Raw genomic sequence first — 16,436 nt, forward strand, 5'->3', positions numbered from 1 at the left:
AAATCTCACCTTTTGCATCGCATGGCGAAACAACGCATTGTTCTCGTGGATCCCTGTGCGATGCTGGCATCCCAGTGCACTGTGAATGACACGATGACGGAACAACAAGAGTTCAACATCAACAGCATCAAGGAGCGGGCGAAAAAGAAGCTTGAACGCGACATGGGGCCGGTTCTGCTTGCGGCCTTGCACGATCCCAGGACTGTCGAGGTGATGCTCAACGCAGACGGCCGGCTGTGGCAGGAACGCCTTGGCGAGCCGATGGTGAGCATCGGCTCGCTGCGTGCGGCGCAGGCGCAGGCGATCATCGAAACCGTTGCCGGCTACCACGGCAAGGAGGTCACGCGGCACAAGCCGATCCTCGAAGGCGAACTGCCGATCGACGGTTCCCGCTTCGCCGGCCAGCTTCCCCCGGTGGTTCCTGCGCCGACCTTTGCGATCCGCAAGAAGGCCGTCGCCATCTTCACCCTGGATGAGTACGTCGAGCACGGGGTCATGACGCGTGCGCAGCACGACGCCCTGGCTGCCGCCGTCGCGGCGCATCGGAACATTCTCGTGGTCGGCGGAACCGGCTCGGGAAAGACCACGCTGGTGAACGCGATCATCAATCAGATGGTGATCCATGACCCGAGCGAGCGCGTTTTCATCATCGAGGACACGGGCGAAATCCAGTGCGCTGCCGAGAACTACGTCCAGTACCACACGAGCATCGACGTGAGCATGACGGAACTGCTGAAAACCACGCTGCGCATGCGGCCCGACCGCATCCTGGTCGGCGAGGTGCGCGGCCCCGAGGCACTCGATTTGTTGATGGCCTGGAACACCGGCCACGAAGGCGGTTCTGCAACCCTGCACGCAAACAACGCCAAGGCCGGGCTGGATCGGCTCGCCATGCTCATCAGCATGCACCCCGACTCCCCGAAACCCATCGAACCGCTCATCAGCGCGGCGGTGCACGTGGTCGTGCACATCGTCCGCACCGCGCAGGGCCGCCGCGTCCAGGAAATCATTGAGGTTTCCGGGTTTCGCGACGGCCAGTACGTCACCCAGTCCCTTTGAGGAGTGAAAAACCATGCAAGCCATCGTTCCCGTGTTCCCCCTGAAGCGCAGCACCCTGTCCGGCCTGGCCCTGCTGGCCCTGCTCGCGTTCCTCGTGCTGGCCCCGCATCCCGCCTTTGCCGCTGAAGGCACCGGCGGTGCGCTGCCGTATGAAAGTTGGTTGACGAATCTGCGCAACTCGGCCACCGGGCCGGTGGCGTTCACGCTGTCGATCATCGGCATCGTGGTCGCCGGCGGCGTGCTGATCTTCGGCGGCGAACTCAATGGCTTCTTTCGCAGCCTGATCTTCATCGTCCTGGTCATGGCCCTGCTGGTCGGCGCGCAGAACATGATGGGCACCTTCTTCGGCCGGGGCGCGGAAATCGCTGCGCTGAGCGCCGCGTCGAACGAGAGCAGCTGATCATGGCGTTGCGCGCGATCCCCATCCGCAGGGCCGGCAACCGGGACAACCTGTTCATGGGCGGGGATCGCGAGTTGGTGATGTTCTCGGGCCTGCTCGCCGGCGCGCTGGTTTTCAGCGCGCAGGACACGCGGGCCACGGTGTTCGGCATCGTCCTGTGGTTCGGCGCGCTCTTCGCGCTGCGCCTCATGGCCAAGGCCGACCCCAAGCTGCGCCCCGTGTACCTGCGGCACCGCCGCTACAGGCCGTACTACCCGGCGCGCAGCACGCCCTTTCGGAACAACACGCCGGGCCAGGGGAGGCAATACCGATGATGATCGAAGCCATCGCCTTGGCCATTGCCGTTCCCGGGATGGTCCTGTGGCTCCTGCTGTTTTCCCGCATCCGCGCCGTGGAAGCCGTGCTCCAGCGCAAGCGCAAGATGCATCGCGCGCAGGACGAGGGCCTGGCGGACCTGCTCAATTACGCCGCCGTGGTAGGCGACGGTGTCATCGTGGGCAAGAACGGATCCTTCATGGCCGCCTGGCTGTACAAGGGCGACGACAACGCCAGCAGCACCGATGAACAGCGGGAGATGGTGTCGTTTCGCATCAACCAGGCCCTCGCGGGGCTGGGCAACGGCTGGATGCTGCATGTCGACGCGGTGCGTCGGCCGGCACCGAACTACGCGCAGCGCGGCGTTTCGGCGTTCCCCGACGTGCTCTCGCGCGCCATCGACGAGGAGCGCCGGCGCCTGTTCGAGGGCCTGGGCGCGATGTTCGAGGGCTACTTCGTCCTGACCGTGACCTGGTTCCCGCCGGTGCTGGCGCAGCGCAAGTTCGTCGAACTGATGTTCGACGACGACGCGCAGACACCCGACCACACGGCCCGCACGCTGGGCCTCATCGAGCAGTTCCGGCGCGAGGCCGCGACCCTGGAGTCGCGCCTGTCCTCGGCGCTGAAGCTGGCGCGCCTGCGCGGCCAGAAGCTGCTCATGGAAGAGGGCCGGGAAGTCACGCACGATGACTTCCTGGGCTGGTTGCAGTTCTGCGTCACCGGGCAGCACCACCCGGTGCAACTGCCCGGCAACCCGATGTACCTGGACGCCTTGATCGGCGGGCAAGAAATGTGGAGTGGCGTGGTGCCGAAGATCGGGCGCCACTTCATTCAGATCGTCGCCATCGAGGGCTTCCCCCTGGAGTCCAGCCCGGGGATTCTCTCGGCGCTGGCCGAACTGCCCTGCGCGTACCGCTGGTCGAGCCGCTTCATCTTCATGGACCAGCACGCGTCCGTGCAGCACCTGGACAAGTTCCGCAAGAAGTGGCGCCAGAAGGTGCGCGGCTTCTTCGACCAGGTGTTCAACACGCATACCGGATCGATCAACCAGGACGCTGCGGCGATGGTCGGCGACGCCGAGGCGGCGATCGCCGAAGTCAACAGCGGCCTGGTGGCCGCGGGCTACTACACCAGCGTCGTGGTGCTCATGGACGAGGACCGGGTGCGCCTGGCGAGCAGCGCGTTGCACGTCGAGAAGGCGATCAACCGCCTGGCCTTTGCGGCGCGCATCGAGACGATCAACACGCTCGACGCCTACCTGGGCAGCCTGCCGGGCCACGGCGTCGAGAACGTGCGTCGGCCGCTCATGAACACGCTGAACCTGGCCGACCTGCTGCCGACGAGCGCGATCTGGACGGGCAGCGCGAGCGCGCCCTGCCCGATGTACCCGCCGCTGTCGCCGGCGCTCATGCACTGCGTGACGGTGGGTGCGACGCCGTTCCGCCTGAACCTGCACGTGCGCGACCTGGGCCACAGCTTCATGTTCGGCCCGACCGGCGCGGGCAAGTCCACGCACCTGGGAATCCTCGCCGCGCAGCTGCGCCGCTACGCGGGAATGTCGATCTACGCCTTCGACAAGGGCCTGTCGATGTACCCCCTCGCCGCCGGAATCCGCGCCGTGTCCAAGGGCAAGAGCGGCCTGCATTTCACGGTCGCGGCCGACGACGAGCACCTGGCCTTCTGCCCAATGCAGTTCCTCGAAACCAAGGGCGACCGGGCCTGGGCGATGGAGTGGATCGACACCATCCTGGCGTTGAACGGCGTGACCACCACGCCGGCGCAGCGCAACGAGATCGGCACCGCGATCATGAGCATGCACGCCAGCGGCGCGCGCACGCTCTCCGAGTTCTCGGTGACGATACAGGACGAGGCGATCCGCGAGGCGATCAAACAGTACACGGTGGACGGCTCCATGGGCCACCTGCTCGACGCCGAAGAGGATGGGCTGGCGCTGTCCGACTTCACGGTGTTCGAGATCGAAGAGCTGATGAACCTGGGCGAGAAGTTCGCGCTCCCGGTGCTGCTCTACCTGTTCCGCCGCATCGAGCGTGCACTCCAGGGGCAACCCGCGGCCATCATCCTGGACGAAGCCTGGCTGATGCTCGGCCACCCGGTTTTTCGCGCCAAGATCAGGGAATGGCTCAAGGTGCTGCGCAAGGCCAACTGCCTGGTTCTCATGGCGACGCAAAGCCTGTCCGACGCGGCCAACTCGGGAATCCTGGACGTGATCCTGGAATCGACTGCGACGAAGATCTTCCTGCCCAACGTCTACGCGCGCGACGAGGACACGGCGGCGCTCTATCGCCGCATGGGCCTGAACGCGCGCCAGATCGAAATCCTCGCGGGCGCCATCCCCAAGCGCCAGTACTACTACGTCTCGGAGAGCGGCCGCCGGCTCTACGACCTGGCCCTGGGGCCGCTGGCGCTGTCCTTCGTCGGCGCGACCGACAAGGAATCGGTCGGCGCCATGAAGAACCTCGAAGCCCGGTTTGGCCACGACTGGATACACACCTGGCTCGCAAGCCGGGGACTGAACCTCAACGACTACCTGGAGGCCGCATGGGCACTGCCGATATCCTCAAAGGCTTGATCTTCAAGAAGCCCGCGCGCAGCGAGGCCGAGAACCCCTACCTGGCAGCGTGCCGCACCTGGAACGACCATGTGGGCGCGGTCGTCGCGCAGCGCCAGACTTGGCAGATGATCGGCATCCTGGCGCTGCTGGTCGCTCTGGCCAGCGTCGGCGGCGTGATCCACATCGGCCGCCAGTCCAAGTTCATTCCCTACGTGGTGCAGGTGGACAAGCTTGGCCAGACCATGGCCGCCGGTCCGGTGCAGGCCACCGACAGGGCCGACCCGCGCGTCGTCCACGCCGCAGTCGCCGACTGGATGGGTTGCGCGCGCATGGTCACGCCGGACATGGCCCTGCAGCGCAAATGCGTGTTCAAGGTGTACTCGATGCTCGCCCCGAACGATCCGGCGACGCCGAAGATGAACGAGTGGCTCAACGGCAGCGCAGACGCGAGCCCGTTCAAGCGCGCCGAAAAGGAAATGGCGAGCATCGAAATAAAGACCGTGATCCCGCAGACGCCGAACACCTGGGAGATCGAATGGATGGAGACCACGCGCAGCCGCCAGGGAATGCTCACGGGCCCGCCCGTCGCCTGGCGCGCGCTCGTGACCACGTACATCGCCGAGGTCACGGCGAGCACCACGGACGTCCAATTGCGCAACAACCCGTTGGGCATCTACGTGAGCGACTACTCCTGGTCGCGTGTCCAATGATTCCGAGGCCATACCGCATGAAGAAGACCCTTTGCGCCGTGCTGCTCCTGGGCGTGACGCTGCCCTCGCTGGCGGTGGACGATGACGACATTGCCGACAAATATTTCAACCCGGCAAACCCGGCGCTGACGCCGCAGGAGCGCGCGGCGCTGGCCATCGCCAGACAGTGGGAAGCGGCGGGGTCGGCGAGCGGCGGCGTCACGCCGGTCGCCGGCGCGGGCGGGCGCATCCGCTTTCTGTACGGCATGCAGCAGCCGAGCATCGTGTGCGCAGTGCTCCAGGTATGCGACGTGGCCTTGCAGGCTGGCGAACAGGTCAACTCGATCAACCTGGGCGACACGGCGCGCTGGACGGTCGAGCCGGCGCTCTCCGGCAGTGGCGCCACCGAGGTGCAACACCTGGTCATCAAGCCGATGGACGTGGGCCTGGAAACCAGCCTGGTCGTGACCACGAACCGCCGCAGCTACCACCTGCGCCTGCGTTCGCACCGCAGCAAGTACATGCCGCAGGTCGGCTTCGTCTACCCCGAGGAAGCGCAGGCGCGGTGGCAAGCGATCCAGCACCGCGAGACGCAAAAGCGCCACGAGAACACGCTGCCGGCCACCGGCGAGTACCTGGGCGATCTGTCGTTTGACTACGATCTGCACGGCTCGGCGACCTGGAAGCCGGTGCGCGTCTACAACGACGGCCGCAAGACCATCATCGAAATGCCCGGCACGATGCGGCAGACCGAGGCGCCGACGCTGCTCGTCGTGCGCCAGGACGGCAGCCTGTTCAGCGACGACGAAACGGTGCTGGTGAACTACCGCGTGCAGGGCAATCGCTACATCGTGGACATGGTGTTCGACCGCGCGATCCTGATTGCCGGCGTGGGCAGCGGCCAGGACCGCGTGACCATCAGCCGCAGGAAGTGAGCATGCGCAAGACCCTCTTTCCCGCGCTGCTCGCCCTGGCCCTGGGCGGTTGCGCCGCAGCCCCGGTGAATGGGGGCTACGGCAACTTCGTGCAATCGGACGCGCTCGATCAGCAAAAGCTCGCCGCAGACGCGGTGCAGCAGCTCGCCGCGCTGTACGCGCCGGCGCAGATGCGCCTGGAACTGCAACAGCCCACGCCCGACCCCTTCGGCCAGACCCTGGTCAGGCTGCTGCGCGACAAGGGCTATGCCCTCGTGGAGTTTGCACCGTCGGCTGCGACCACGCCGCCGCCCGCGCCGACCACGCCCGGCGGCCTGCCGCTGCGCTACCTGCTCGACCAGGCCCGTGACTCGAACCTGTACCGCCTGACCCTGGTGGTCGGCACGCAATCCATCACCCGCCCGTACCTGGAGAAAAACGGCGGGCTCGTCCCGGCCGGGTACTGGACGCGCCAGGAATGACGCCATGACCGCCGATCCGTTGCTGCCCAATGCCGCGCCGGGCGCGCCGTCCAGGAAGTCGGGTGTGCGCCGCGTGAACAACATGCCCATGTTCATCTTCGGCGGCGTCGTGCTGGCCTTCATGCTGGTCATGGCGCTGGTCGCGGAAGATCGCGCCGAACAGCAGCACACGCCGACGCCCGGCCCGAAGGAGAATGGCAGCGGCGGCGCTGGCAGCACCGCGGCGTTTGCCCATGAAATTGCCGGCGACAAAACCGGCGGCCTGATCACGGGGGCAAGCCCGCCCGACCCGCCCAAAATGCCCACCGACCAGGCCCCGCTGGAGATCGTCCGCCCGCAGAACCTGGACGCGCCACCGCAGCCGCCGGAAGCGCAGCACCCCGCGAACAACCCCGGCCAGCCGGTGCCCGACGAAGAGGCGCAGCGCATCCAAAAGGCCAAGATGCAGCGGTTTGACGAAGCGGTCAGAGCCCGGACCACGGTGCGTGTGACCACTGCCAGCAGCCAAGGCCCCGCGCCGGACGACGCCAGCGCCCCGCGCACGCGCGATGAAATGGTCCAGCGCATGGCCGCGCTGCAGCAGCAAATCGCCGCCCAGCGCAGCGGCGACCCGAATACCGCGTACCAGGCGCGCCTGGCGCAGATTCGCGCCGCCACGGGCCTGGGTGCCCAGACGCCGGCAGCCGAGCTTGGCGCGGACGCAGCAGCGCAGCCCCTGCAAACCGCAAGCAGCGGCAGGAACCGCATGGAGCAGTTCGATCACGGGAGCCAGGACGACCGCTGGAAGCTCGACTCCCGGCCGCAAGCGCCGCGCACGGCGTTCGAACTGCGCGCCGGCTTCGTCGTGCCGGCGACGCTGATTTCGGGAATCAACTCCGATCTGCCGGGGCAAATCCTCGCGCAGGTCGCGCAGGACGTGTACGACACGCCGACCGGCAAGCACCTGCTCATTCCGCAGGGCGCGCGCCTGGTCGGCGCGTATTCGAGCGACGTGGCTTACGGCCAGGCGCGCGTGCTGGTCGCGTGGCAGCGCATCGTGTTTCCCGACGGCAAGGCGCTGGACATCGGCGCCATGCCGGGTGCCGACAGCGCCGGCTATACGGGCTTCAACGACCAAGTGAACAACCACTATGTGCGGCTCTTCGCGTCGGCCTTCCTGATGTCCGGCGTGACCGCCGGAATCACCTACAGCCAGCGCCAGAACCAGGCGGGCAGTGTCTACGGTGCGCCAAACGCCAGCAGCGTGCTGAGCGAGGCCCTGGGCCAGCAGCTCGGCAAGGTCACGGCGCAACTCATTGCGAAGAACCTGGGAATCGCGCCGACGCTGGAAATCCGGCCCGGCTACCGCTTCAACGTCGTGGTCACGAAGGACCTGGCGTTTGCCCGGCCCTACCGGGCGTTCGACTACTGAGTCCCAAGGAGGAAGACCCCATGCAGCAGAAGTTTCTCGCCCTCGCTCTCACCGTCGTCCTCGCCCTGGGCGCGGGGTTTTGCCCGCCGGTGCAGGCCGGCATGGTCGTCGTCGACAGTATGAATCTGATACAAAACACCACCGCGGCCATCGAATCGGTGACCCAGAGGATCAAGCAGGCTGAGCAGTACCGCATCCAGCTGGAGCAATATAAGAACCAGATTCAGAACACGCTCGCCCCGGCCGAGCACATCTGGGATCAGGCGCGGACCACGATCGGCGAGCTCATAAAGTCCGGCAACACGCTGGAGCACTACAAGAACCAGCTCGGCAGCCTGGACAACTATCTCGGCAGGTTCCAGGACGTGAACTACTACAAGAACCTGCCCTGCTTTGCGGCCAGCGGCTGCACCGCAGCCGAGTGGGCGGCCATCAAGAACCTGCAACAGTTCGCCAGCGAAACGCAGAAGAACGCCACCGATGCCCTGTTCAAGGGCCTCGACCGGCAGTTGGACAACCTGCAGAACGACGCCGCCACGCTGCAGCGTCTGCAGTCCGCCGCGCAGGGCGCGACCGGCCAGATGCAGGCCCTCGGCTACGCCAGCCAGCTCGCCAGCCAGCAGTCGAATCAGCTCCTGCAGATGCGCGCGCTGATGATCGCGCAGAACAACGCACTCGCGACCAAGATGCAGGCCGAAGCCGACAAGTTGGCGCAGGAAACCGCCGCAGCGCTGCACCTGCGCGAGAACCGATACCGGGCCAGCTCGAAGCGCGCCTGGTAAGGGGAGCGGCGGATGGAGAGGTAGCCGACGATGGGAATGACCACCAGAGCCCTGGCCCTGCTGCTGTGCGTCTGGCTGGCGTTTTTCGCGCCCGATGCGCATGCGGCCATCGACAACGTCGACATGTTCGATGGCATTTTGGTGCTCTACTCGGCCGCTGCCAGCGGCTGGGCCAGCGCCGTCATCGAGGCTGCGTCCTGGCTTTTCTGGACGCTGGTCGTGATCTCGATGGTCTGGACCTTCGGCATGCTGGCCCTGCGCAAGGCCGACATTGGCGAGTTCTTCGCGGAATTCCTGCGCTTCACGGTCTTTACCGGCTTCTTCTGGTGGGCGCTGACCAACGGGCCGAAATTCGCCCTGTCCATCTATGCGTCGCTGCGGCAGATCGCCGGCAAAGCGACGGACCTGAGGGGGACGGGCTCGGGCAATGCGCTCGTGCCCTCGGGAGTCGTTGACATAGGCTTTGAAATTTTCGACAGGGTGCTGGACAAGTCCCTGATATGGGGTCCGACGGAGAGCCTGTGCGGCATTGCCATGGCCTTGGCGATCCTGATCATCCTGGCCCTGGTCAGCGTGCACATGCTCCTGCTGCTCACCTCGGGCTGGGTGCTCGCCTACGGCGGCGCGTTCTTTCTGGGCTTTGGCGGTTCGCGCTGGACCTCGGACATGGCGGTGAACTACTACAAGGTCGTTCTGGGCCTGGCCGCGCAGCTCTTTGCCACGGTGCTCCTGGTGGGCATCGGCAAGACCTTCCTCGACGACTACTACCGGCGCATGGACGTCGGAATCAACCTGAATGAAATGGGCGTGATGCTGGTCGTCGCGATCATCTTCCTGGCCTTGGTGAACAAGATTCCGCCTCGCATCTCCGGAATCATCACCGGCGCGAGCGTGGGCAGCATCGGCGCCTACCAGATCGGCGCCGGCGCCGGGCCGGGTGCCATGGGAACGACAGCAGTCGCGGTCTCCATCGCCAGCCAAGCCCTGGCCACCGGGGCGGCGTCGGCCGCCGGCGGCGCGTACGAGCTCATGGCGGCGGTCTCGAAGGCGAATGCCAACCTGTCCGCCACAACGCACGCCATGGAGGCATTCTCCGGCGCGGGCGGCGGCGCCGCGTCGGGAGATGGCGCCGGCGTCGGCGCAACGCCATTCGCGCAGGCTGCGGGCTTTGGCGGCGGGGCAGGACAGGGACGCGCGACCACTGGCGCCACGAACCCGGCGCAGGCAGACACCGAAGCCGCCCGCAAGCAGGCTTCGGCTCAGCCCGAAGCGGCTGCCGGGCACGGCACCGGGGCAGGCGGCGCAAAGACCGGGACCGCTACCGGAGCCGGACCTGGACCTGGACCCGAACCCGAACCCGAACCCGGACCCGGACCCGGACCCGGACCCGGACCCGGACCCGGACCCGGACCCGGACCCGGACCCGGACCCGGACCCGGACCCGGACCTGGGCCTGGGCCCGGACCTGGACCCGGACCCGGACCCGGACCCGGACCCGGACCTGGACCCGGACCCGGACCCGGACCCGGACCCGGACCCGGACCCGGACCCGGACCCGGACCTGGACCTGGACCTGGACCCGGACCTGGACCCGGACCTGGACCTGGACCTGGACCTGGGCCCGGACCTAGAGCCGGACCTGGACCTAGAGCCGGACCTGGACCTAGAGCCGGACCTGGACCTAGAGCCGGACCCGGACCTAGAGCCGGACCCGGACCTAGAGCCGGACCCGGACCTGCACCCGGACCCGGGCCTGCACCCGGACCCGGACCTGCACCCGGACCCGGACCTGCATCCGGACCTGCACCCGGACCTGCACCCGGACCCGGGCCTGCACCCGGACCCGGGCCTGCATCCGGACCTGCACCCGGACCCGGGCCTGCATCCGGACCTGCACCCGGACCCGGGCCTGCATCCGGACCTGCACCCGGACCCGGACCTGCATCCGGACCTGCGCCCGGACCCGGACCTGCACCCGGACCTGCACCCGGACCCGGGCCTGCACCCGGACCTGCACCCGGACCCGGGCCTGCACCCGGACCTGCACCCGGACCCGGGCCTGCATCCGGACCTGCACCCGGACCCGGGCCTGCATCCGGACCTGCACCCGGACCCGGACCTGCATCCGGACCTGCACCCGGACCCGGGCCTGCATCCGGACCTGCACCCGGACCCGTACCTGCATCCGGACCTGCGCCCGGACCCGGACCTGCGCCCAATGCGCCCGGCGGCAGCGCGGCAGGCAGCGCCAAGTCCGGTGCGCAGGGCCTGCCGACCATGGGCGAGAACGCGCGCGCGGACGCTTTCCCCGGCGCCGGTACCGCGCCCGAAGTCGCCGCGTTCGTCCAGCGCGGCGCAACGCCCGACCGCACTGCCGCGCAGCCGCAGCAAATCACCCCCCAGCGCAGCAGCGGCCCCGGCGCCGCAGACCAACAGGAGGCGGCTGCGGTCAGCGCGGGCGCGGCAGCGCAGCCCCCGCAAGAAACCGCAGGCAGCGGCAGAAACGGCACGGCGCAGATCGACCAAGGCAAGCAGGAGCAGCGCTCGCAAGCGCAGCGCACAGCGTTCGAGCTGCGCGCCGGCTTCGTCGTGCCGGCGACGCTGATTGCGGAAATCAACGCCGATCTGCCGGGCGAAATCCTCGCGCAGGTCGCGCAGGACGTGTACGACACATCGACCGGCAGGCACCTGCTCATTCCGCAGGGCGCGCGCCTGGCCGGCGCGTATTCGTGCGCGGTCGCCGACGGCCAGACGTGCATGCTGGTCGCGTGGCAGCGCATCGTGTTTCCCGACGGCAAGGCGCTCGACGTCGGCGCCACACCGGACGCCGACGGCGCCGACCATACGGACCCCGACGACCCGGAGAACACGCAGCGTCGGCGGCACTTCGCATCGGCCTCCCTGATGTCTGGCGTGATCGTCGGCGTCTCCTACAGCCAGCACCGCGACCCGGTGAGCAGTGTCTACGGTGCGCTGAGCGACGCCCTGGACGAGCAGCTTGGCCTGGTCACGGCGCAACGCATTGAGAAGAACCTGGGCATCTCGCCGACGCGGGAAATCCGGCCCAGCTACCGCATCAAGGTCGTGGTCACGAAGGACCTGGCGTTTCCCCAACCCTACCGGGCGTTCGACGGCTGACGCCCAAGGAGCAAGAGCACATGCAGCACAAGCTTGCGGCCACGGCCCGCGCCGAGGCCCGCGCCCCGGCCATGCGATCGGTGATCCACACGGCCCAGCAGATCGAGCCGTCCCGCAGCCAGAGCCGATACCGGGCCAACTCGGGGCAGGACACTGGTGGGTGGATCCACGGCGAAAAGACTGCGTGACGCCATGCTGCCCTTCGTTGCCGACCTGCCGCCGCAACTCCAGGAGCGCGTCTCGTGCGCGATCTCTGCCGCCGTGAAATACGGCGTTCCGGTGAACATCGTATTGGCCGTTGCAGAAAAGGAAGGCGGCCGGCCCGGCCTGTGGGTGCGCAACGCGAACGGCACGCACGACGTGGGCAGCATGCAGTTCAACACCGCGTACCTGGCCGACCTGAGCCGGTACGCAATCACGGCGAACGACGTGGCCGCCGCCGGCTGCTACGCATTTGATCTGGCCGCCTGGCGGCTGCGCGGGCATATCCGCGACGACCGGGGCGACCTGTGGACCCGGGCCGCGAACTACCACTCGCGCACGCCGCAGCACAACGCGCGGTACCGCGCCGACCTGATGCGCAAGGCGGCGAAGTGGGCCGACTGGCTCGAAGCGCGTTTCGTCACGCGCGACGTCACGCAGACCCGGCCCGCACCGCAGCCCCGGCAGACCGAGGAAGCGCGCAGCACGGCGCCTTCCATGGACGACCAAGGGAAGGCCCGATGAACTGGCAAGCCATGCGTGCCATGGCTGCTGCGCCGCCGCGCCTGGTCGTCGCCGACGGAACGTGCGAAGGACTGAAGTGGCTCGCGCTCGCGCTGATGACCGGCGACCACGTGAACAAGTACCTGTTCAACGCCACGCTGCCGGTGCTGTTCGAGGCGGGCCGCCTCGCGCTCCCCATCTTCGTCTTCGTCCTGGCCTGCAACCTGGCCCGGCCGGGGGACGTGCCCGGCCGGTACCGCCGCAGCATGTTGCGTCTGGGCGTTTTCGGCGCGCTGGCCACGCTGCCCTTCATGGCCCTGGGCGGCCTGTACGCCGGGTTCTGGCCGCTGAACGTGATGTTCATGCTCCTGGTACTCACGGCCACGGCCTGCCTGCTCGAGCGCACCGGCGCGCTGCCGTGGGTCGGTGCCGGCGCGGTGTTCGTCCTGGGCGGCAGCCTGGTCGAATACTGCTGGCCGGCCGTCGCCCTTGGCCTGGCCGTCTGGTCGTACGCAAAGCGGCCGACCTGGACGGCCGCAGCGCTCGCGCTGTTGGCCTGCGCGGCGCTGCGGGTCTTCAACGGCAACCTCTGGGCCATGGCGGCCCTGCCGCTGCTCGCCCTGGCCACACGCGTGGATCTGCGCCTGCCGCGCCTGCGCTGGGCCTTCTACGCCTACTACCCGCTGCACTTGGCCGTTCTCTGGATGATCCGCATCCCCATGGGCCGGGCCGGCTACCTGTTCCTCTGAACCTCTGAACAGCGACGCCCTATCCGCGCGAGCGTCCTTGCGCGCAAACGGGGCGCCTGGAGCCATGCAACGCTTGGCGCAGCGGGGCAACTGCCAGACGGTTGACCTGCCAGCGGGAAACCAGCTGCGTGAATCTGTTGGCGGTTGGTTGTAGCCACGGATAGTCAGAGCGTTTGAGCACACGGCTGATGCCACCGCGCGCGTGGCAAAAAATTGCGCAATGTATGGCTCGATGTGCGCGATCGCCGTGCGCCGCGCCCCATCCGGGGTGAGCCCCATTTCCTGACGATCAATCCACCCTCGCTGGGGGGCCTGAAACCGTCCCTTCAGAACCGCAGCATGGTGAACAAGGCGGAGGTTTGCAGCCCACAGTAAATTGGGTTATATCTTGCGCAAATTTCATACATTCACGCTGCTCTCGACATCAGGCACTCCCATGCTCAACACCCACCCGGTGGACCTGTGGATAGGTCCAAGGCATTGCCAGCATCCACCAGCAGCTATTGTGCATGCCGGTTTCCATCTATGCGTGTGTAGTTTTCACGCGAAACGACGACGAACCAACCGCAGCCCTTGTCCAACAGGGTACTGCTCTACCACAAACGTTACGACGTATGGCAGCCCGGCGCGCACGCGGGCACCTTCCGCGGCAACCAGATCGCAATGGCCGCCGGTACCGCGACCATGGAATTCATTCAGCAGAAAAACCTCGCGGAGCAAAGCCGCTCGAAAGGACTCCTCCTGGAGAAATGCCTGCGCGCCATCGCCAGCGATTTTCCGCAGATTGGCGACATCCGCGGGCGCGGCCTCATGTGGGGACTGGAGATCGTCAACCCCGATGGCGCCCCCGATGCCCTGAGCAGTCGGCCGGCCAACGGCGCGCTGGCCAAGATGATTAAGCGGGAATGCCTGCGCCTGGGGCTCATCATCGAAACCGGCGGCCGCCACGGCGCGGTGCTGCGTCTGCTACCACTGCTCATCATCACGCACGACGATTTGCTAGCGGTCGTGAAAAAGCTGCTTCAGGGCATCAAGGTCGCGGTCGAACAGTACAAAGGAAAAACGCATGACTAACCTCAAATTCAGCCATCTTCTGGCTGCCCTGGGCATCATCCTCATCTGGGGTTTCAACTTCGTTGTGATCAAGCTGGGGCTCAAGGAAATCCCGCCGATCTTTCTCTGCTTCCTGCGTTTCACCCTCTCCGCCTTGCCCGCGATCTTCTTCTTCAAGCGCCCCGACCTTCCGTGGCACAAGATATTCCAGTACGGCCTGGTCATCTTCGCCATGCAATTCGCGTTTCTGTTCAGCGGCATGCACTTTGGCGTCTCGGCCGGGCTGGCTTCGGTGGCTCTGCAGGTCCATGTTTTCGTGACCATTGCCCTGGCCACTGCCTTCCTCGGCGAGCGGCCTGCCGCCTTCCAGCTGCTGGGTGCCATCGTCGCTTTCCTGGGCATCGCTATCATCGCCTTCAATGTGGGCGGTGACCTGACCGCCATGGGCCTGCTGTTCGTGCTGCTGGCCGCGGTCTCTTGGGGCGTGGGCAACATCATCGCGAAAGGCTTCAAGGAAATCAACGTGCTGGCGTTAGTGATCTGGGGCAGCATGGTCGCGGCGCCCCCGCTGCTGCTGCTGTCGCTGGTGCTGGAGGGACCGGACCGCATTGCTGCCAGCCTGCAGCACATGAGCCTGCTGTCGGTCGGCGCCATTGCCTATCTCGTCTATCCCACCACGCTTCTGGGCTACGCCGTCTGGAGTTGGCTGATGAGCCGCTATCCCGCGGCCTCGGTGGCGCCGCTGACCCTGCTAGTCCCGATCGTGGGCATGACCTCCTCCGCGATCGTCCTCGGAGAAAAGTTGCAGGACTGGAAGCTGCTTGCGGCCCTGTTGGTCATCAGCGGTCTGTGCATGAACGTGTTCGGCCCTAGAATCGGCGCACTGTTCAAGAGCCGACGAACCCGTACCAGTGAGTACCCCGTGAACAGCCCAGCGGCGCCATGCGCGGTTTTCCACCCCGACCCGCACGCAGTGCCCTACCGGGCAATACCGGACTCCAGCCACCGGGTCAAGCTCACCTTCCGCGTGGATTTCACCAATGGCGGCCACGTCTATGGCGAGGACTTCCTGCTTGATATCCCCGGAGACTCCATCAACGACGCGCGCGCGGCGGAGATGATTGTGTCGGCCATGAACCTATTGCGCGCTGGCCCGGTTACGCTGCTATCGACCAACATCGTGCGTCGGGGCGAGCACGACGACGCTTTTCGCAGTAAGGCATGAGTAGCTGGCAGATTCGCATTGTCCATCTCATGGCATCGCCGAGCTTCCGCGTCAAACCTTGAAAGAAGGCTTTTAGAGTTCGGTAATCCATGTTAGGCAGAGGGGTACTATCCTGAATTGTCAAAACGCTTGCCATCGAAGACGGGAGAAATTGCTTTGACATCGTCGGCGGCGATGGGTCCTACGACACCAAGGCGTGCCACGCGCAGATTGCCGCGCGCAATGCGACCCCCTCGATTCCCCCGCGCGAGGGGGCCATGCCCTGGCCGCAGGCCACGCCGGGCGCAACTTGGCGCAATGCGGCCATTGACAAGATCGCAGAGAGCGGCCGACGCGAATGGAAAAAAGCCAGCGGCTACCACAAGCGCTCGCTGGTGGAGAACCTGATGTACCGTCTGAAGACGCTGACCAGCCATTTCCTGTGGGTACGCACGATTGGCTCGCAGGCTACCGAGGTCGCCATCCGTGCGGGCGTGCTCAATCGCATGGCCTCTCTGGCTCGCCCAACGCAAGGCGCTGGAAATGACGGGTTGCAAAAACCTGAAGGAACTCTATGAGGACGCCCGCCATTCCAGCAGCCGTCGCACCAAGGACATGTATTCCTTCTCCAATAGCAGCCGGGAAAAGTCGTTTGGTTTTTTCTCAATGTCAAGCAGTTTCCCCGACTACCGAAAGTTTATCGTCGAGCAACCCGCCAGCGACGAAATGCTGGGGCAAGCCGCAAGGGCGGCACTCGATGCCGGGGTACGAAACGCCCGGCCGGCACCTGATTGATTCCTGCATCGCGTTCGGAATTGAGGCTCACGGCCTCGATATATGACCCGTTGCGCATGGCGCCAGACCAGCGTGCCGACTTGAGCGTGCGGGTGCTCATGCACAGCGCATGCTGAGCGGTCAGGATCGCTTTGTCTTGACCAGCATGGCGCCTGCGCGTGGCCAGCA

Annotated in this window: 17 protein-coding genes and 3 pseudogenes; 18 read left to right on the forward strand and 2 right to left on the reverse strand. The window is 66.5% G+C overall.

What is annotated here, in order from left to right:
- Nucleotides 1-93: 93 nt before the first annotated feature.
- From trbB to trbL, 10 genes and pseudogenes are all read left to right on the forward strand, one after another.
- Nucleotides 94-1,059 carry a P-type conjugative transfer ATPase TrbB gene (gene trbB / locus D5041_RS04550; RefSeq protein ID WP_010109814.1) on the forward strand — a complete coding sequence of 322 codons (966 nt, stop codon included), beginning with the start codon at nt 94-96 and terminating at the stop codon, nt 1,057-1,059.
- Nucleotides 1,060-1,072: 13 nt separating this feature from the next.
- The gene (gene trbC, locus D5041_RS04555; RefSeq protein WP_010109816.1) at nt 1,073-1,459 is read left to right on the forward strand and encodes a conjugal transfer system pilin TrbC; all 387 of its coding nucleotides are present in this window, start codon (nt 1,073-1,075) and stop codon (nt 1,457-1,459) included.
- 2 nt (nt 1,460-1,461) lie between these two features.
- The gene (trbD, locus tag D5041_RS04560) at nt 1,462-1,773 is read left to right on the forward strand and encodes a conjugal transfer protein TrbD (protein ID WP_010109817.1); all 312 of its coding nucleotides are present in this window, start codon (nt 1,462-1,464) and stop codon (nt 1,771-1,773) included.
- On the forward strand, nt 1,770-4,364 hold the full coding sequence (locus D5041_RS04565) for a VirB4 family type IV secretion/conjugal transfer ATPase (protein WP_236610850.1): 2,595 nt from the start codon (nt 1,770-1,772) through the stop codon (nt 4,362-4,364). The genes trbD and D5041_RS04565 overlap by 4 nt, the downstream gene beginning before the upstream one ends.
- Nucleotides 4,334-5,056, forward strand: a complete 723-nt coding sequence (locus D5041_RS04570; protein WP_265258171.1) for a conjugal transfer protein TrbF — start codon at nt 4,334-4,336, stop codon at nt 5,054-5,056. The genes D5041_RS04565 and D5041_RS04570 overlap by 31 nt, the downstream gene beginning before the upstream one ends.
- Before the next feature lie 17 nt (nt 5,057-5,073).
- A complete protein-coding gene (trbG, locus tag D5041_RS04575) occupies nt 5,074-5,970 on the forward strand; it encodes a P-type conjugative transfer protein TrbG (protein WP_265282364.1) in 897 nt (298 codons plus the stop codon).
- A gap of 2 nt (nt 5,971-5,972) precedes the next feature.
- Nucleotides 5,973-6,431, forward strand: a complete 459-nt coding sequence (locus D5041_RS04580; RefSeq protein WP_029554686.1) for a conjugal transfer lipoprotein TrbH — start codon at nt 5,973-5,975, stop codon at nt 6,429-6,431.
- A 4-nt stretch (nt 6,432-6,435) separates the two neighbouring features.
- Nucleotides 6,436-7,842, forward strand: coding sequence for a TrbI/VirB10 family protein (locus D5041_RS04585; protein WP_010109824.1), 1,407 nt, complete (start codon nt 6,436-6,438; stop codon nt 7,840-7,842).
- Nucleotides 7,843-7,862: 20 nt separating this feature from the next.
- Nucleotides 7,863-8,624, forward strand: a complete 762-nt coding sequence (trbJ, locus tag D5041_RS04590; protein WP_265283966.1) for a P-type conjugative transfer protein TrbJ — start codon at nt 7,863-7,865, stop codon at nt 8,622-8,624.
- A gap of 123 nt (nt 8,625-8,747) precedes the next feature.
- Nucleotides 8,748-9,584 (forward strand): annotated as a pseudogene (gene trbL / locus D5041_RS04595) (P-type conjugative transfer protein TrbL); the annotation flags it as partial.
- Here trbL and D5041_RS04600 read toward each other — a convergent pair.
- Both D5041_RS04600 and D5041_RS04605 read right to left on the reverse strand, forming a co-directional pair.
- The gene (locus tag D5041_RS04600; RefSeq protein ID WP_265284411.1) at nt 9,533-9,706 is read right to left on the reverse strand and encodes a hypothetical protein; all 174 of its coding nucleotides are present in this window, start codon (nt 9,704-9,706) and stop codon (nt 9,533-9,535) included. The pseudogene trbL and the gene D5041_RS04600 overlap by 52 nt on opposite strands.
- Nucleotides 9,707-10,341: 635 nt before the next feature.
- On the reverse strand, nt 10,342-10,809 hold the full coding sequence (locus D5041_RS04605) for a hypothetical protein (protein WP_265284412.1): 468 nt from the start codon (nt 10,807-10,809) through the stop codon (nt 10,342-10,344).
- Nucleotides 10,810-10,901: 92 nt separating this feature from the next.
- Between D5041_RS04605 and D5041_RS04610 the strand changes: the two genes are divergently transcribed.
- The 8 genes and pseudogenes from D5041_RS04610 (at nt 10,902) to D5041_RS04645 (ending at nt 16,268) form a co-directional block, all read left to right on the forward strand.
- A complete protein-coding gene (locus D5041_RS04610) occupies nt 10,902-11,762 on the forward strand; it encodes a TrbI/VirB10 family protein (RefSeq protein WP_265284373.1) in 861 nt (286 codons plus the stop codon).
- Nucleotides 11,763-11,782: 20 nt separating this feature from the next.
- A complete protein-coding gene (locus D5041_RS04615; protein WP_265283967.1) occupies nt 11,783-11,950 on the forward strand; it encodes a hypothetical protein in 168 nt (55 codons plus the stop codon).
- A gap of 4 nt (nt 11,951-11,954) precedes the next feature.
- Nucleotides 11,955-12,488, forward strand: coding sequence for a lysozyme family protein (locus D5041_RS04620; RefSeq protein ID WP_010101406.1), 534 nt, complete (start codon nt 11,955-11,957; stop codon nt 12,486-12,488).
- Complete coding sequence (locus D5041_RS04625) at nt 12,485-13,216, forward strand: TraX family protein (protein WP_265283968.1); 732 nt, start codon at nt 12,485-12,487, stop codon at nt 13,214-13,216. Before D5041_RS04620 ends, D5041_RS04625 begins: the two co-directional genes overlap by 4 nt.
- Nucleotides 13,217-13,810: 594 nt before the next feature.
- Nucleotides 13,811-14,200: pseudogene (locus tag D5041_RS04630) on the forward strand (aminotransferase class III-fold pyridoxal phosphate-dependent enzyme); the annotation flags it as partial.
- A gap of 82 nt (nt 14,201-14,282) precedes the next feature.
- Nucleotides 14,283-15,494 carry an EamA family transporter gene (locus tag D5041_RS04635; RefSeq protein WP_265283970.1) on the forward strand — a complete coding sequence of 404 codons (1,212 nt, stop codon included), beginning with the start codon at nt 14,283-14,285 and terminating at the stop codon, nt 15,492-15,494.
- Nucleotides 15,495-15,652: 158 nt separating this feature from the next.
- Nucleotides 15,653-16,051 (forward strand): annotated as a pseudogene (locus D5041_RS04640) (transposase); the annotation flags it as partial.
- Nucleotides 16,017-16,268: a hypothetical protein gene (locus D5041_RS04645; RefSeq protein ID WP_265283971.1), complete on the forward strand. Its 252-nt coding sequence runs from the start codon at nt 16,017-16,019 to the stop codon at nt 16,266-16,268. The pseudogene D5041_RS04640 and the gene D5041_RS04645, both read left to right, overlap by 35 nt.
- Nucleotides 16,269-16,436: the final 168 nt, after the last annotated feature.

The organism is Verminephrobacter aporrectodeae subsp. tuberculatae (assembly GCF_026127385.1).
Lineage (GTDB): Bacteria > Pseudomonadota > Gammaproteobacteria > Burkholderiales > Burkholderiaceae_C > Acidovorax > Acidovorax aporrectodeae.

Excerpts from the sequence above, each read along its gene's own strand:
- trbB (WP_010109814.1), top strand. The coding sequence starts at position 94 with ATGACGGAACAACAAGAGTTCAACATCAACAGCATCAAGGAGCGGGCG.
- trbC (WP_010109816.1), top strand. The coding sequence starts at position 1,073 with ATGCAAGCCATCGTTCCCGTGTTCCCCCTGAAGCGCAGCACCCTGTCC.
- trbD (WP_010109817.1), top strand. The coding sequence starts at position 1,462 with ATGGCGTTGCGCGCGATCCCCATCCGCAGGGCCGGCAACCGGGACAAC.
- D5041_RS04565 (WP_236610850.1), top strand. The coding sequence starts at position 1,770 with ATGATGATCGAAGCCATCGCCTTGGCCATTGCCGTTCCCGGGATGGTC.
- D5041_RS04570 (WP_265258171.1), top strand. The coding sequence starts at position 4,334 with ATGGGCACTGCCGATATCCTCAAAGGCTTGATCTTCAAGAAGCCCGCG.
- trbG (WP_265282364.1), top strand. The coding sequence starts at position 5,074 with ATGAAGAAGACCCTTTGCGCCGTGCTGCTCCTGGGCGTGACGCTGCCC.
- D5041_RS04580 (WP_029554686.1), top strand. The coding sequence starts at position 5,973 with ATGCGCAAGACCCTCTTTCCCGCGCTGCTCGCCCTGGCCCTGGGCGGT.
- D5041_RS04585 (WP_010109824.1), top strand. The coding sequence starts at position 6,436 with ATGACCGCCGATCCGTTGCTGCCCAATGCCGCGCCGGGCGCGCCGTCC.
- trbJ (WP_265283966.1), top strand. The coding sequence starts at position 7,863 with ATGCAGCAGAAGTTTCTCGCCCTCGCTCTCACCGTCGTCCTCGCCCTG.
- D5041_RS04600 (WP_265284411.1), bottom strand. The coding sequence starts at position 9,706 with ATGGCGTGCGTTGTGGCGGACAGGTTGGCATTCGCCTTCGAGACCGCC.
- D5041_RS04605 (WP_265284412.1), bottom strand. The coding sequence starts at position 10,809 with ATGCAGGTACGGGTCCGGGTGCAGGTCCGGATGCAGGCCCGGGTCCGG.
- D5041_RS04610 (WP_265284373.1), top strand. The coding sequence starts at position 10,902 with ATGGGCGAGAACGCGCGCGCGGACGCTTTCCCCGGCGCCGGTACCGCG.
- D5041_RS04615 (WP_265283967.1), top strand. The coding sequence starts at position 11,783 with ATGCAGCACAAGCTTGCGGCCACGGCCCGCGCCGAGGCCCGCGCCCCG.
- D5041_RS04620 (WP_010101406.1), top strand. The coding sequence starts at position 11,955 with ATGCTGCCCTTCGTTGCCGACCTGCCGCCGCAACTCCAGGAGCGCGTC.
- D5041_RS04625 (WP_265283968.1), top strand. The coding sequence starts at position 12,485 with ATGAACTGGCAAGCCATGCGTGCCATGGCTGCTGCGCCGCCGCGCCTG.
- D5041_RS04635 (WP_265283970.1), top strand. The coding sequence starts at position 14,283 with ATGACTAACCTCAAATTCAGCCATCTTCTGGCTGCCCTGGGCATCATC.
- D5041_RS04645 (WP_265283971.1), top strand. The coding sequence starts at position 16,017 with ATGACGGGTTGCAAAAACCTGAAGGAACTCTATGAGGACGCCCGCCAT.